This is a genomic window from Streptomyces sp. NPDC104307, assembly GCF_055584045.1.
In genome coordinates this window covers 155,159-169,333 of record NZ_JBVJMU010000019.1, presented here as the reverse complement: position 1 = coordinate 169,333, position 14,175 = coordinate 155,159, and the positions used below count along the sequence as shown (strand labels likewise).

The following is a 14,175-nucleotide window of genomic DNA, read 5'->3' as shown; positions in this document are numbered from 1 at the left end:
ACAGATCAACCCGCCTTCTCCGTGCGAGTCATGACGCGAGGTCCCTGACCATGGTCGAAAGAGTCCCACCCCACGCCGCCCAGCCACGTTCACGTCTGCGTATCCTCCTGGCCTCCGGTGCCGCCGCTCTCGGGCTCGCCGCCGCGTCCGTCGTGCCGGGGGTCCCGCTCGGGGCCGCCTCGCCCCAGCAGGCGCAGGCCGCCGACAGCGGCAAGACGACACTGACCGTCGCGGTCGCGCAGAGCGTCGACTCACTGAGTCCGTTCCTCGCCCAGAAGCTGATGAGCACCAGCCTCACCCGGCTCATGTACGACTTCCTGACGAACTACGACGCCAAGGACAACCACGCGATCCCGGGCCTGGCCACCAAGTGGGAGCCGTCCGCGGACAAGCTGACGTGGACCTACACCATTCGGTCCAACTCCAAGTGGTCCGACGGCCAGCAGGCCACCGCGGAGGACGCGGCCTGGACCTTCAACAAGATCATGACCGATGACGCCGCAGGCCAGGCCAACGGCGGCTTCGTCACCAACTTCAAGAAGGTGACGGCTCCGAGCCCCACGAAGCTGGTCATCGAGCTGAAGGAGCCGCAGGCCACCATGGCCGCGCTCGATGTCCCGATCGTCCCCAAGCACCTCTGGGACAAGGTCGGGGACTTCTCGAAGTTCAACAACGACACGAAGTTCCCGATCGTGGGCAACGGGCCGTTCATCCTGACCGACTACAAGGTCGACCAGTATGTGAAGCTCAAGGCCAATAAGGACTTCTGGCGCGGTTCGCCCAAGTTCGACGAGGTCGTCTTCAAGACCTACAAGGACCAGGACGCCGCGGTCGCCGCACTCCGCAAGGGCGAGGTCTCCTTCGTCGCCGGTTCCCCCGCGCTGACACCCGCCCAGGCCAACTCGCTCAAGGGCGAGAAGAACGTCAAGGTGAACGAGGGTCCCGGCCGCCGGTTCTTCGCGCTGGCCACCAACCCCGGCGCGCAGACCAAGGACGGCAAGAAGTTCGGCAACGGCAACAAGGCGCTGCTCGACCAGAAGGTCCGCCAGGCACTGTTCCTGTCGATCGACCGCGACACCCTGATCGACAAGGTCTTCCAGGGCCACGCCGTCAACGGCGCCGGCTACATCCCGCCGCGCTTCCCGGCGTACAAGTGGGAACCCTCCGCAGACCAGAAGCTGGGCTACGACCCGGCCAAGGCGGCCAAGCTCCTCGACCAGGCGGGCTACAAGCTCAAGGGTGACCAGCGCGTCGGCAAGGACGGCAAGCCGCTCGACCTGCGCATCCTCTGCCACGCCACGGACCCGAATGACAAGGCGGTCGGCAAGTACCTGAAGGAGTGGTGGGGCAAGCTCGGCATCGGCCTCAAGGTCGACTGCCTCGACGACGTCTCCGTACCCTGGTTCGCCGGTGAGTACGACCTCGCCTTCGACGGCTGGTCCGTCAACCCGGACCCGGACTTCGTCCTCGGCATCCACACCTGCGCCGCCCTGCCGGTCAAGGCCAAGGAGAGCGCGACCACGGACGACTTCATCTGCGACAAGACGTACGACGAGCTGTACAAGAAGCAGCTCGCCGAGTACGACCCGGCCAAGCGGGCGGACATCGTCAAGCAGATGCAGTCCTGGCTCTACGACTCCGGGTACATGAACGTCATCGCGTACCCGAACGCGGTCGAGGCCTACCGCACCGACCAGATCAAGTCGATCACGACCATGCCGGAGGCGGCCGGCAACATCTACGGCCAGGACGGTTACTGGAGCTGGTGGTCGGCCGTACCGGCGGGCGGCGGCGACGGCACGGACAGCGACAGCGGATCGAGTTCCACCGGGGTCGTCATCGGCATCGTGGTCGTCGTCGTAGTCCTCGCGGGTGGCGGATTCCTCCTCATGAGGCGGCGTCGCACCACCGCGGACGACCGCGAGTAGTTCCATGGACCGCGGGTACTTCCCGCGGACGGGATGAGAGGGAGCGGCGGCGGGGCCCGAAGCACTGCGGCCCCGCCGGCCGGTCCCTCTAAGCGCAGCACGAGTAACGAGAGTTCCCTCATGACAGCTGACAGCACTCCGGCGCTCGTGAAACAGGCGGATGCGGATACCGAAGGCCCGGCTCCGGCCGGTCCGGCGGCCGCCCGCGGCCCACGGGCGCGCAATACCAAGGCCTATCTCAGGTATGTGGCCGCCAAGATCCTCGGCGCGATCGTCTCGCTGTTCGCCGTACTGGTCACCAGTTTCTTCCTCTTCCGGCTCATCCCCAGCGACCCGGTGAAGCAGATGACGGGCGGCCGCCGGGTCTCGGCGGAGCAGCTCCAGTCGCTGCGTCATCAGCTCGGCCTCGACCAGCCGATGTGGAAGCAGTTCACCTCCTACGTGGGCGACGCGCTCACCGGCGACTTCGGCACCTCGTACCAGTTCCACGCCCCGGTGATGGACAAGATCGTCGAGGCGCTTCCGGCGACGCTGCTGCTCACCGGCACGGCGTACGTCCTCTACAGCGCGCTGGGCATCTGGCTGGGCACCCGTACCGCCTGGCGCAACGGCTCCACGAGCGACCGGTTCAACACCGCGCTGGCGCTCACGCTCTACTCGGTGCCGTCGTTCTGGCTCGGGCTGCTCCTGATCATCGTCTTCTCCGTGGGCATCGGGCCGATCCCGGGGATGTTCCCGACCGGCGGTCTGGAGTCGGGCAACGAGACCGGTCTCGCGTACGTACTGGACGTGGCGCACCACATGGTGCTCCCGGTGATCACCCTGGTCGCGGTCGGCTACGCGCAGACGCTGCTGGTGATGCGCTCCTCGCTGCTCGACGAGATGGGCAGCGACTACCTGACGACGGCCCGCGCGAAGGGACTGCGCGACGACGCGGTACGACGCAAGCACGCCGTGCCCAACGCGATGCTGCCGACCTTCACGCTGATGTTCGTCAACCTGGGACATGTGGTCGCCGGACAGATCCTGGTCGAGACGGTGTTCTCCTGGCCGGGTCTCGGCGGCCTCTTCTACCAGGGGCTCAGCGTCCCTGACCTGCCACTCGTCCAAGGGCTGTTCTTCGTCTTCGCCACCGCGGTGATCCTGGCGAACACCCTGGCCGATGTGCTGTATCCGCTGCTCGATCCCCGGGTGGGCCGATGACGACCGAATCCATGCCGGCCTCCACCCCGGAGGCCGAGAAGCCCACGCCCGAAGGTACGGGTACCGGGGCGGCCAAGAGCCCGCGCGCGCTGGCACGGGCCCGCAAGCGCCGCTCCGTGGCCCGCTTCTGGCGCGAGTACCGCAAGCACCCGGGCGGGCTGTGGGGGCTGGCCGGGCTGATCCTGATCGCACTGATCGCCCTGTTCGCGCCGGTCCTGGTCGGCACCGACTCGCAGAGCGTCACCTCCGCCCCCGGCGGTGCGCTGGAGTCCCCGAGCGGTGAGTTCCCGCTCGGCACCGACCAGTTCGGACGCAGCGTGCTCGCCCTGCTGGTGTGGGGGGCGCGCGTCTCGCTGACGGTGGGGCTGCTCGCCGCCTTCCTGTGCGTCGCCATCGGCACGGTCGTCGGCATCCTCGCGGGCCACTTCCGCGGCTGGTACTCGACGGTCCTGATGCGGGTCACCGACTGGTTCCTGGTGATGCCGACCCTTGTCCTGGCGATCGCGCTCGCCACCGTGATGGACCGCTCACTGTGGACGGTCATCATCGCGATCGGCGTCACCACCTGGCCGACGACGGCCCGTCTGGTGCGGGCGCAGACGCTCGCCGTGGAGTCCCGCCCCTACATCGAGCGGGCCCGCGCGCTGGGCGGCGGACACGGCCACATCATGACCAGGCACGTCCTGCCGAACGTGATGCCGCTGGTGCTCGCCCAGACCACGCTGGTGATCTCCAGCGCGATCCTGACCGAGGCCACCCTGGCCTTCCTCGGCCTCGGAGACCCGACCATCGTCTCCTGGGGCGGCATGCTCCAGGACGCCCGCGAGGCCGGCGCGGTCAGCGCGGGCGACTGGTGGTACCTGGCGCCGCCCGGTATCGCCATCGCCCTGGTGGCCCTGGCGTTCACGCTGTGCGGCCGCGCCATCGAGACCGTCCTCAATCCCAAGCTGGGGGTGGCCCGTTGAGCACGACGAGCATCGTCAAGACGCCTCTTCTCCAAGTCCGCGATCTGACGGTGACGTACGCCGGAGGGGCCCAGGCGGTCCGCGGGGTGGATCTGGAGGTGGACGCGGGCCAGAAGCTCGGCATCGCCGGGGAGTCGGGCTGCGGTAAGTCGACGCTGGCGCTCGCGCTGCTGCGGCTGCTGCCGGCCGGCACCAAGGTCACCGGCGAGATCCTGCTGAACGGCGAGAACGTCCTGACCATGAAGTGGGGCCAGGTCCGGGCCGTGCGCTGGGCCGGTGCCTCGATCGTCTTCCAGGGCGCGATGCACTCGCTCAACGCGGTGCACCGCATCGGGGACCAGATCGCCGAGCCGATCGTGCTGCACAGCAAGGCGTCCCAGGCCGCCGCCCGGAAGCGGGCCGGCGAGCTGCTGGAGCAGGTGGGCCTGCCCGCCGCCCGGGTGGACGCCTATCCGCACGAGCTGTCCGGTGGGCAGCGGCAGCGCGTGATGATCGCGATGGCGCTCGCCTGCGACCCGGGCCTGATCATCGCGGACGAGCCGACGACCGCCCTCGATGTGATGATCCAGGCCCAGATCCTGCGCCTGATCGAGCAGCTGGTCTCCGAGCAGGACCTCGGACTGATCATGATCAGCCATGACCTGGCAGTGCTCTCCGACACCTGCGACCGGCTCGCGGTGATGTACGCGGGACGGGTCGTCGAGCAGGGCCCCGCCTCCGAGGTCTACGAGAACGCGACCCATCCGTACAGCAAGGCGCTGTCGGGCGCCTTCCCGCGCATCGGGGACCCGGCCTCCCGGTTCGCTCCCCGGGGGCTGCCGGGCGATCCGCCCGACCCGTCGGCGCTGCCGGCCGGCTGCACGTTCCACCCCCGCTGCCCGGTGGCCCTGGACTCCTGCGCCACACAGGACCAGGAGCTGCGGGACGCCGGGCCGGGGCGGCGGGCCGCCTGTGTGCTGGTGGGTCCGCAGGGGGCCGCGGCGCCGGTCCTGCCGGGCGCAGAGGAAGCAAGGAGCACCACATGAGCACCACCACGGACCTGCTGAGCGCCCAGGCGCTGCAGGTCACCTTCCCCGGCCGGCACGGCGCGGAGCCGGCGCGGGCGGTCGACGGCGTCGACCTGGACATCAGGCCGGGCGAGATCGTCGCCCTGGTCGGGGAGTCCGGGTGCGGCAAGACGACACTGGCCCGTTCGCTGCTGGGTCTGGTCCCGCCGGCCTCCGGGCAGATCACCTTCGGCGGCAAACCGCTCGGCTACGGGAACCGGGCCCTCAAGGCGTACCGCAAGCGGGTCCAGCTGGTGCTCCAGGACCCGAGCGGCTCGCTGAACCCGCGCCACACGGTGTACGACGCGGTGGCCGAGGGCCTGCGGATCCACCGGTACGGCGGTGACGAGCGGGAGGCGGTCACCAACGCCCTCTCCCGGGCGGGGCTGCGGCCTCCGGAGCGGTTCTTCCTGCGCTACCCGCACGAGCTCTCCGGCGGCCAGCGCCAGCGCGTCGTGATCGCGGGCGCCCTGGTCCTGGAACCGGAACTCATCGTGGCCGACGAGCCGGTGGCCTCGCTGGACGCCTCGGTACGCGGCGAGATCCTGGCGCTGCTGCTGCGGCTGCGGGACGAACTGGGGCTGTCCGCGCTGGTGGTCACGCACGATCTCGGGCTGGCATGGAACATCGCGGACCGGGTGGCGGTGATGTACCTCGGCCGGATCGTGGAGACCGGTGACGTCGAGCAGATCCTGACGGCGCCCCGGCATCCGTACACCCAGGCGCTGCTGTCGGTGCTGCCGGAGGCGCCGGGCGAGCCGGTAGTGCTGACAGGAGAGCCGCCGGACCCGTCGAAGATCCCGTCCGGCTGCCGCTTCCACGCGCGCTGCCAGGTGCTGGCCTCGGGCGAGGCGGAGCGTGCGGGGGTCGCGGACGCGTGCCGTACGAAGGATCTCCCGGTACTGGCGGGGGGCGGCGAGACGCAGGTGGCGTGCCACTGGGCGAACGCGGCGGTGGCGGCCGCGCCGTAGGCGTTACGCGCGGTGGCGGGCGGGTCCGGGACAGCGGGCCCGCCCGCCGCCGTTCAGTGGTGGATCGTGCCCGTCAGTTCGCCGAGCGGCCGCCCCGTGCCGCCCCAGCGGTGCTGGATGATCTCCGCGGCGATCGAGACCGCCGTCTCCTCCGGGGTACGGGCGCCGAGGTCGAGGCCCACGGGTGAGGCGAGCCGGACCAGCTCGGATTCGGCCACGCCCTCCTCGCGCAGCCGGGCGATCCGGTCCAGATGGGTGCGCCGGCTCCCCATCACGCCGATGTACGCGGCGGGCGTCCGCAACGCCGCGACCAGCAGCGGGACATCGAACTTCGGATCGTGCGTCAGGACGCAGACGACCGTGCGCCCGTCGATCTCCGTCTCCGAGAGGTAGGTGTGCGGCCAGGCGCAGACGACCTCGTCGGCGGTGGGGAAGCGCTCACGGGTCGCGAACGCCGGACGGGCGTCGCACACGGTGACCCGGTACCCGAGGAACGAGCCGATGCGCGCGGTCGCGGCCGCGTGGTCGATGGCCCCGAACACGAGCATCCGGGGCGGCGGCGCGTACGTCTGGACGAAGACGGACACGTCCTGCATCCGGCGCTCCCCGCGCTCCCCGTACCACTGGAGGCCGGTGGCACCCTGGGCGAGCAGGCCCCGGGCGTCGTCGGTGACGGCCGCGTCGAGCCCCTCGTTGCCGAGCGATCCCTGTGCGCCGCCGGGCCGGACCACCAGGCGGGCCCCGGCCGCGGCAGAGCCGGGCAGGGCGGTGGCCACGGCGACGGGTTCGCCGGCCGCGATGGAGTCCGTGACGCCCCGCAGCCATGCGCGGTCGGCGGCGGAGGCGAACGGCGCGACCAGGATGTCGATCGTGCCGCCGCAGGTCAGCCCGACGCCGAAAGCCTCGTCGTCACTGATCCCGTACGACTGGAGCTGCGGGATGCCGGAGGCGAGCACCTCGCCGGCCAGCTCGTACACCGCGCCCTCGACACAGCCCCCGGAGACGCTTCCCGCCACCGCTCCGTCGGCGGTCACGGCCATCACGGCGCCCGGCGACCTCGGGGCGCTGCCCCGGACGGAGACGACCGTGGCCAGGGCGAACGGTGTGCCGGCCTCGTGCCAGGCACGCAGCTCGGGAAGCAGTTCACGCACGGCACCCACCTCCTTCGGCCCGGTCCACCCTAGACGAAGCCCCGGCGCGGGAAGCCCGGCGCGGCGACCGTGCCGGTTCTCAGCCCCGGTCGTAGGCGGAGATCAGCTCGGTGCACCGCTTCACATCGGCGGCCATCGCCACGAGCAGCTCGTCGACCGACTCGAACTTCAGCATCCCCCGCACGTAGGCGAGGAAGTCCACGGCGACGTGCAGCCCGTACAGATCGAGGCCGACGCGGTCGATCGCGTACGCCTCCACGGTCCGCTCCGTGGCGTCGAACTGCGGGTTCGTGCCGACGGAGATCGCGGCGGGCATCGCCTCGCCGTTCACGTTCAGCCAGCCCGCGTACACCCCGTCGGCGGGGATCGCGGTGTGCGGCAGGGTCTCCACGTTCGCGGTGGGGAAGCCGAGCTCGCGGCCGCGCTGCGCGCCTCGGACGACGATGCCCTCGACGCGGTGCGGGCGGCCCAGGATCTCGCGGGCGCCGGCCATGTCCCCCTCGGCGACCAGGCGGCGGGTGAGGGTGGACGAGAACGGCTCGCCGCCGCCCGCCTCGCCGCGCACCCGCAGGTCGATGACCTCGACCCGGTAGTCGTACGTACCGCCGAACTCGGTGAGCAGCTGCACGTTCCCCGCGGCCCTGTGGCCGAAGCGGAAGTTGGGGCCCTCGATGACCAGCTGCGCGTGGAGCTTGTCGACAAGCACCTTCACGATGAAGTCGGCCGGGGCGAGCTTCGAGAACTCGGTGGTGAACGGGAGGATCAGCAGCGCGTCCACGCCGAGCTCCGCCATCAGTTCGGCGCGCCGGTGGTGCGGGGCGAGCAGCGGCGGGTGGCTGCCGGGCCGGACGACCTCGCTGGGGTGCGGGTCGAACGTCACGACGACCGACGGAACGCCCAGCTCGCGGGCCCGCTCGACGGCACGGCCGATGATGAGCTGGTGTCCGCGGTGCACCCCGTCGTAGGAGCCGATGGTGACGACGCTGCGTCCCCAGTCCTGGGGGATGTCCTCCAAGCCACGCCAGCGCTGCACTCTGACCGCTCCTCGCCCGAACCTGTGTACGTGGGTTTGTCTCTTACGCAGGTCTAAGACTGCCATGCTCACGCTCTGCGGCCTGCATCGGCATGGGCATCGGGGTCCCGAGGGACTCCACGGTCCGCCGTGCGCCGGGACCGATGACCGCCGCCCACTCCTGCGGGGCGTCCGCCAGCCACCCGATGACCAGGCCGGCGAATCCGGGCACGTCACGGGCCAGTTCGACCAGCCGCCGGTCGAACCGCGCGGCACCCTGCGGGGTCCGCACGAGCAGCATCCCGGTGCGGTGGACCAGGGCCCTGGTGCGGGCCCGGCCGCGCCCGGCACTGCCCGCCGCGGCGGCCCGCAGCAGCGCGTCGAGCACGACCGGGTCCCGGTGCGCACCGCCCTGCTCGAAGTCCAGCAGCACTTCCAGCAGCTCGTCCCGCAGCGGCTGCGAGGCCGGGCTGCCGGGCGTGGCCAGCACGGCGGCGAGCGATCCGCGCACGGGCGCGGCCGCCGGCCGGTCCCGGAGCAGCCCGGTCAGCAGGGGGAGCAGCAGGGCGCGGGCCGCGGGACCGTGCTCCAGCCTGCGGTCGAGGTACGCGGCGGTGTGCACCGTGTCCTCCGGGTGGCTGTCGACATACGCCCGTACGAGCCCGGCGGCGTGCAGGGCGAGCGCGGGGGCGTCGATCCCGGCGAGGGCGCGCAGCACCTCGCCCGCGCCGTCCCCGGACCGCAGGAGGCGCTCGCGGTACGCGGTCAGCACCTGCTCGGGGTGGCTGGGCAGGGCGACGGCGAGCGCGGCCGGGGAGAGCCGGGGTCCGCCCGCGACGAAGGTACGGAGCGCCTGCGGCAGATAGCGGTCCCTGGTCTGCGGATCGGCCACCAGCCGGGTCAGCGCCGGTCCGTGCAGATCGGTGTCACCGGGGCGGGCCAGCAGGGCGAGGGCGGAGCGGCGCAGCAGGTCCCGGTCGTCGTCGCGGGTGAGGTTCGGTGCGAGGACCGCTCCGTAGCAGGCGGCCGCGATCCGCCGGGCGCGGCGGTCGTCGTCGCGGGACCAGCGCTCGACGGCCCGGCACAGCGCGGAGGGTTCGTCCTCGGCCAGCGCCGCGAGCAGTTCGTCGGCGCGGGGGTGATCGGTCGAGACGAGCGCGTCGGCCAGTTCGTCCACGGCGAGGTCCCGGCGGGCGTGGAGGAGGGCCTGGGCAGCTGCCGCGACGGTGGGGCGCTCCGCCGCTCCCCGGCCGGCCGCGAGGCCGTTTCCCGCGCGGACATGGCCCAGGGGCTGTTCGTCGGTGAACCAGGCGCACAGGAGCGGCTGGAGCGTACGCGGATGGGCGGCGAGCCGCCGTGCCACCGCGTCCAGGAAGCGCTCGCCGCCGGTGTCGCCCTCGCCGCGCGGCGGCCCGTCCGCGGGGACGAGCCGCCGGAACAGGTCCATCCGGTCCGCCTCCGGCAGCCGCAGCCGCCGCCAGAACCACGGCCCGAACTCCGCGTACACCCCCTGCGCACCGGCCCCGTCCGCCTCGGCCGAGCTGCGGACGATGCGCCCGGTGAGCAGCCGGAGCACGCCGAGGTGCGGTCGGGCGTCGGGCACCCGCTGCAGCGTCTCCGCGAGCAGGTGCGCGGCCCACCAGCGGGCGTCGGGAGGCGGGCAGCCTCCGGCGGCGGGCGGTCCGGCGGGATCGTCGTCCTCGGGTGCGGGCCCGTCCTCGCGCGCATCAGCAGCGGCCGGGGCGTTCCGCGAGGGGCCCGGTGCGCCGGTCCTCGCCGCTGCCCCGTCCCGTCCGGTCGGCAGCCGGTCCAGCGCCTCGATCAGGCCGGCCAGCCGGTGGGCCAGCGCGGCGGGGCCCTGGCGGCGGCCGAGCAGCAGCAGCGCCTGGATCACCGGGCCGATCCGGTGGCGCGGCACCGGGAGGGTGCGTGGCTCCGCGTCCTCGGCTCCCCCGGCGTGGGCGGCTGCGGCTGCCGGGGCGGCCGGGGCCGGCGGCCGCGTCCGGGCGGCAGAGGCGGCCGGAGCTGACCTCCGCATCCGGTCGGCCGGGCCCGCAGGGGCCACGGGAGCCGCAGCAGCCGCGGAGCCGGTGCCGGGGCTGTCGGCCGCGTCCGGGCGGCGGGGTCGCGGAACCCGTCCGTCGCTCTCGCCCGAGGAGGCGCCGGGAGCGTGCCAGCGGTGCACCAGCGACCGCAGCGCCGCGTCCAGGTCCAGGTGCGCGCCCTGGACCCAGTCCCCCAGCTCCTCGTGCGCGAAGCGGTAGCCCGCTCCTGCCGGGACCAGCAGGCCCTCGGTGAGCACGGCGGAGGCCCAGCCGGTGCGCCACGGGAAGACGTGCTCGAACGCGGCCCGGTCCAGCTCTCCCTGCCCCGGCCCGAGGCAGCGCCGGGCCGCCTCGTGGACCTGTCCGGCCACCTGCGCCGCCAGCCGCCGTACCGCGGTGCCGCTCGGGGCCGGCCGCCACTGGGCGGCGATCCGGACCGCGATGCGCAGGCACATCAGGTCCAGGTGTGCGCCGAAGACCTCCTCCGTGCCGGGCCGCCCCGGGGTGTCCGGCGGCAGTGCCTCGCGTACCTCCGCCAGCAGCCGCAGGGTGAGCGGGTGCCGGTCGTGGCCGGCGGCGAGCGCGTCGGGCGGGAGCCCGTACCGCTGTCGGGCCAGCTCGGCCTGGCCCACGGTGAGGTCGTCGATGCGCAGGGCGGACGGCAGCCGCCCGGCGGGCCTGGCGGGGCGGTGCAGCGCGTCCGGCGGGCAGAGTGCGCCGGCGGTCTCCCAGTGCTCGGCGCGGCAGGCGACGACGAGCCGCGCCCCGTTCTCCCGCAGCCAGTCGACCGTGCCCGTGGTCCACCGGGCCAGCCGGTGCGCCAGGACGGGCGGCATCTCCTCGGGGCCGTCCAGCAGGACGAGCAGCGGGCTGCCCGCGTCCGCCGCCAGCCGGGCCACCCGCTCCGGGGTGGCGGTCGCCATGTCTCCGGGGGCCCCGGCGGCGGTGACGATGCGTCCGGCCTGCCCGAGCGTGCGGACGATCGCGTCGGCCACGGAGGTGTCGTCGGCCAGCAGATCCGCGCCGCGCAGCCACAGGGTGAGGGCCGGCACCTGGCCGCGGGCCCGCCGGGCGGCCAGCGCGGCCAGTTCGGTGGTGCGGCCGGTGCCCGGCTCCCCGACGAGGCCGAGGACGACCGCGCCCCGCTCGCCGGGCATCGCCGGTCCCGCGGCGGCGAACGCGCTGAACTCCGCGGTGGCCTCGGAGCGTTCCACCGGATCGGGCCGGTCGCCCGGCGCGTCCGCGGAGGCGACGGACATGGCGGTCAGCTGGAGCGCTCCGGCCAGGTTCAGATCGCGGCCGTAGCCGGGGACGCTCATCGCGTTGCGCCGCAGCAGCTCGCCCAGCGGCCCTCCTTCGCCCGCCCCGGCCAGTGGCACCGCACATCCGGCGGCGGCGTGTCCGGCTCGCAGCGCGGTGCCGAGCACCGCGATGACCGCGCCGGTCTCCGGGTCGAGGACCGGCCCGCCCACGGCGGCGCCACCGAGCCGGAGCGCGTCGCTGCCGTCCGTGCCGAGGGCCAGTTCGAGGGCCCGGCCGATCCGGTGGGCGGGTCCGCCCGCCGTGTACGTCACCGGGACCGGTCCCAGGACGCGGGCCTCGCGCCAGCCGTGCGCGGCGATCTTCACATAGCTGCCGGCCTCGATCCGCTCCCGCTCCACGATCGGCAGCGGCCGCGCGCCCAGCGCCTCCGGTCCGCCGGTGGGCAGGAGCGCGAGATCCAGCTCGGGCAGCGCGGTGATGTTCGCCGCCTCGACGCGGCAACTGCGTCCGTCCACGCCGTGCAGGACGAGGTGGCCGCCCCCGCCGACCGCATCGACCGCCTCGTGGCTGGTCACGACCGTGCCCCGGTCGTCCGCGACGAACCCGGTCCCCCTCGTCCTGCCGGCCGGATCGCACAGTCGTACCAGCGTCGCCAGGTCCCCGCATCCCATGATCCGACGGTAGGTCCGCCGTGATCGACAAGAGGCCATCGGAGTAAAAGCGCCCCCGTTCGCACCCCTGATTCACTCCGAGCGCCTGCCCATTGGGGTGAATCAGGGGCATTCGGAAGACAGGAGGCGACGGGGGCCTGGAACAGCGGTTACGGCCTGGTGCGGGTGGACCGGTCCGTTCGTCAGCTGAAGACGGCGAGGCTCTTGGCCTTGCCCTTCTGCTCCTCGACGAGGACCAGGAACCGCCCGTCGGGCCCGAAGACCGCGACCGGCCCCGGCGGGTAGGCGGGCATGTCCAGCCGCGCCCCGTTCAGCAGCAGCCTGGCCCGCTTCTCGTCGACGTCCCAGCGCGGGAACGCGGAGGCGGCGGCCTCGGCCACCGGCATCACGACCAGCTCCTCCTGGTGCTGGTCCAGCGTCCTCGCCCCGTCGAGACCGTACGGCCCGACGCGGGTACGCCGCAGCGCGGTGAGATGACCGCCCACGCCGAGTCCGGCGCCGAGGTCACGGGCGATGGCGCGGATGTACGTACCGGAGGAGCAGACCACCGAGACGACCAGGTCGACCACGGGCGTGCCGTCCCCTGCGACGGCCTCGCGGACGTCGTAGACGTTGAACGACGAGATGGTCACCGGCCGGGCCGGGATCTCGAACTCCTCGCCGCCGCGCACCCGCGCGTAGGACCGCTTGCCGTCGATCTTGATGGCGCTGACCTTGGACGGCACCTGCATGATGGCGCCGGTCAGTGCGGCGACCCCGGCGTCGATGCCCTCGCGGGTCACTCCGGAGGCGTCGGTGGACGAGGTGATCTCGCCCTCCGCGTCGTCCGTGACGGTGTCCTGGCCGAGCCGGATCGTACCGAGGTACTCCTTCTCGGTCAGCGCGAGATGGCCGAGCAGCTTGGTCGCCCTCTCGACGCCGAGCACGAGCACACCGGTCGCCATCGGGTCCAGCGTGCCGGCGTGGCCGACCCGGCGGGTCCTGGCGATGCCCCGCATCTTGGCGACGACGTCATGCGAAGTGAAGCCGGACGGCTTGTCCACGATGACAAGGCCGTCCGGCGTCCTCTGGTTCTGCGCTGTCATTCGGAGGCGGTGTCCTCGTCGGTCTCGTCCTCCGGCTTGCGGTACGGGTCGGCCCCGCCCGCGTACGTGGCGCCCGAGGACGCCTCGCGCACCTTGGCGTCCGAGGCCCGTGCCCGGTCGAGGAGGTCCTCGATCGCCTTGGCGTTCTCCGGGAGCGCGTCCGCCATGAAGGCGAGCGTGGGGGTGAACTTCGTCCCCGCCGCCGCACCGACCGCCGAACGCAGGATGCCCTTGGCGCTCTCCAGGCCGGCTGCCGCGCTCGCCCGGTCTTCGTCGTCGCCGTAGACCGTGTAGAAGACCGTGGCCTCCCGCAGGTCGCCGGTGACGCGGGTGTCCGTGATGGTCACGTGCGTACCCAGGCGCGGGTCCTTGATTCCGCGCTGCAGTTTCTCGGCGACCACCTCCTGGATGAGGTCCGCCAGCTTCTTAGCCCGCGCGTTGTCGGCCACTGGTCCGTCTCCTTCGCCTTGCTCAATCGTCTTCGTCGCTGTGCAGCCGCCGCCGTACGGACAGCAGCTCCACTTCCGGCCGGCCGGCGATCAGCCGCTCGCACCGGTCCAGCACGTCCGTGAGGTGCCCGGTGTCCCCGGAGACCACGGCGAGGCCGATCTCGGCCCTGCGATGGAGGTCCTGGCCGCCCGTCTCCGCCACACTCACCGCGTACTTGCGCTGGAGCTCGGCAACGATCGGACGGACTACGGAGCGCTTCTCCTTCAGCGACCGTACGTCGCCGAGAAGCAGATCGAAGGACAGTGTCCCCACATACATGTATGTCCGGATGTCCCGCCGGTTCGGGTTCGTGCCCCGCCGGTGATTGGCAGGGACACAAGAACCG

Annotated in this window: 11 protein-coding genes; 5 read left to right on the top strand and 6 right to left on the bottom strand. The window is 72.7% G+C overall.

Going from position 1 to position 14,175, the window contains the following annotated elements:
- The first annotated feature begins 50 nt into the window (after positions 1 to 50).
- From ACZ601_RS33715 to ACZ601_RS33695, 5 genes are all read left to right on the top strand, one after another.
- Positions 51 to 1,928, top strand: a complete 1,878-nt coding sequence (locus ACZ601_RS33715) for an ABC transporter substrate-binding protein (RefSeq protein ID WP_469545039.1) — start codon at positions 51 to 53, stop codon at positions 1,926 to 1,928.
- Between the two features lie 120 nt (positions 1,929 to 2,048).
- On the top strand, positions 2,049 to 3,131 hold the full coding sequence (locus tag ACZ601_RS33710; RefSeq protein ID WP_469545036.1) for an ABC transporter permease: 1,083 nt from the start codon (positions 2,049 to 2,051) through the stop codon (positions 3,129 to 3,131).
- Complete coding sequence (locus ACZ601_RS33705; RefSeq protein WP_469545035.1) at positions 3,128 to 4,096, top strand: ABC transporter permease; 969 nt, start codon at positions 3,128 to 3,130, stop codon at positions 4,094 to 4,096. The genes ACZ601_RS33710 and ACZ601_RS33705 overlap by 4 nt, the downstream gene beginning before the upstream one ends.
- Positions 4,093 to 5,121 carry an ABC transporter ATP-binding protein gene (locus ACZ601_RS33700; RefSeq protein WP_469545033.1) on the top strand — a complete coding sequence of 343 codons (1,029 nt, stop codon included), beginning with the start codon at positions 4,093 to 4,095 and terminating at the stop codon, positions 5,119 to 5,121. The genes ACZ601_RS33705 and ACZ601_RS33700 overlap by 4 nt, the downstream gene beginning before the upstream one ends.
- Positions 5,118 to 6,113, top strand: coding sequence for an ABC transporter ATP-binding protein (locus tag ACZ601_RS33695; RefSeq protein ID WP_469545031.1), 996 nt, complete (start codon positions 5,118 to 5,120; stop codon positions 6,111 to 6,113). Before ACZ601_RS33700 ends, ACZ601_RS33695 begins: the two co-directional genes overlap by 4 nt.
- Positions 6,114 to 6,166: 53 nt before the next feature.
- Here the strand turns inward: ACZ601_RS33695 and ACZ601_RS33690 are convergent, their stop codons facing one another.
- From ACZ601_RS33690 to ACZ601_RS33665, 6 genes are all read right to left on the bottom strand, one after another.
- Positions 6,167 to 7,264, bottom strand: coding sequence for an XdhC family protein (locus tag ACZ601_RS33690; protein WP_469545030.1), 1,098 nt, complete (start codon positions 7,262 to 7,264; stop codon positions 6,167 to 6,169).
- A gap of 79 nt (positions 7,265 to 7,343) precedes the next feature.
- The gene (locus ACZ601_RS33685) at positions 7,344 to 8,297 is read right to left on the bottom strand and encodes a bifunctional riboflavin kinase/FAD synthetase (protein WP_469545029.1); all 954 of its coding nucleotides are present in this window, start codon (positions 8,295 to 8,297) and stop codon (positions 7,344 to 7,346) included.
- Between the two features lie 43 nt (positions 8,298 to 8,340).
- Positions 8,341 to 12,255 (bottom strand): trypsin-like peptidase domain-containing protein, encoded by a 3,915-nt coding sequence (locus tag ACZ601_RS33680; RefSeq protein ID WP_469545028.1) that lies wholly within the window; start codon positions 12,253 to 12,255, stop codon positions 8,341 to 8,343.
- A gap of 182 nt (positions 12,256 to 12,437) precedes the next feature.
- Positions 12,438 to 13,340, bottom strand: coding sequence for a tRNA pseudouridine(55) synthase TruB (gene truB / locus ACZ601_RS33675; protein WP_469545026.1), 903 nt, complete (start codon positions 13,338 to 13,340; stop codon positions 12,438 to 12,440).
- Complete coding sequence (rbfA, locus tag ACZ601_RS33670) at positions 13,337 to 13,789, bottom strand: 30S ribosome-binding factor RbfA (RefSeq protein ID WP_440575964.1); 453 nt, start codon at positions 13,787 to 13,789, stop codon at positions 13,337 to 13,339. Before rbfA ends, truB begins: the two co-directional genes overlap by 4 nt.
- Before the next feature lie 22 nt (positions 13,790 to 13,811).
- Positions 13,812 to 14,108 carry a DUF503 domain-containing protein gene (locus ACZ601_RS33665; RefSeq protein WP_073739168.1) on the bottom strand — a complete coding sequence of 99 codons (297 nt, stop codon included), beginning with the start codon at positions 14,106 to 14,108 and terminating at the stop codon, positions 13,812 to 13,814.
- Between the last annotated feature and the right edge of the window lie 67 nt (positions 14,109 to 14,175).

Bases quoted from the DNA above. Each gene is read 5' to 3' on its own strand.
- ACZ601_RS33715 (WP_469545039.1), top strand. From the start codon at position 51: ATGGTCGAAAGAGTCCCACCCCACGCCGCCCAGCCACGTTCACGTCTG.
- ACZ601_RS33710 (WP_469545036.1), top strand. From the start codon at position 2,049: ATGACAGCTGACAGCACTCCGGCGCTCGTGAAACAGGCGGATGCGGAT.
- ACZ601_RS33705 (WP_469545035.1), top strand. From the start codon at position 3,128: ATGACGACCGAATCCATGCCGGCCTCCACCCCGGAGGCCGAGAAGCCC.
- ACZ601_RS33695 (WP_469545031.1), top strand. From the start codon at position 5,118: ATGAGCACCACCACGGACCTGCTGAGCGCCCAGGCGCTGCAGGTCACC.
- ACZ601_RS33680 (WP_469545028.1), bottom strand. From the start codon at position 12,255: ATGGGATGCGGGGACCTGGCGACGCTGGTACGACTGTGCGATCCGGCC.
- truB (WP_469545026.1), bottom strand. From the start codon at position 13,340: ATGACAGCGCAGAACCAGAGGACGCCGGACGGCCTTGTCATCGTGGAC.
- ACZ601_RS33665 (WP_073739168.1), bottom strand. From the start codon at position 14,108: ATGTATGTGGGGACACTGTCCTTCGATCTGCTTCTCGGCGACGTACGG.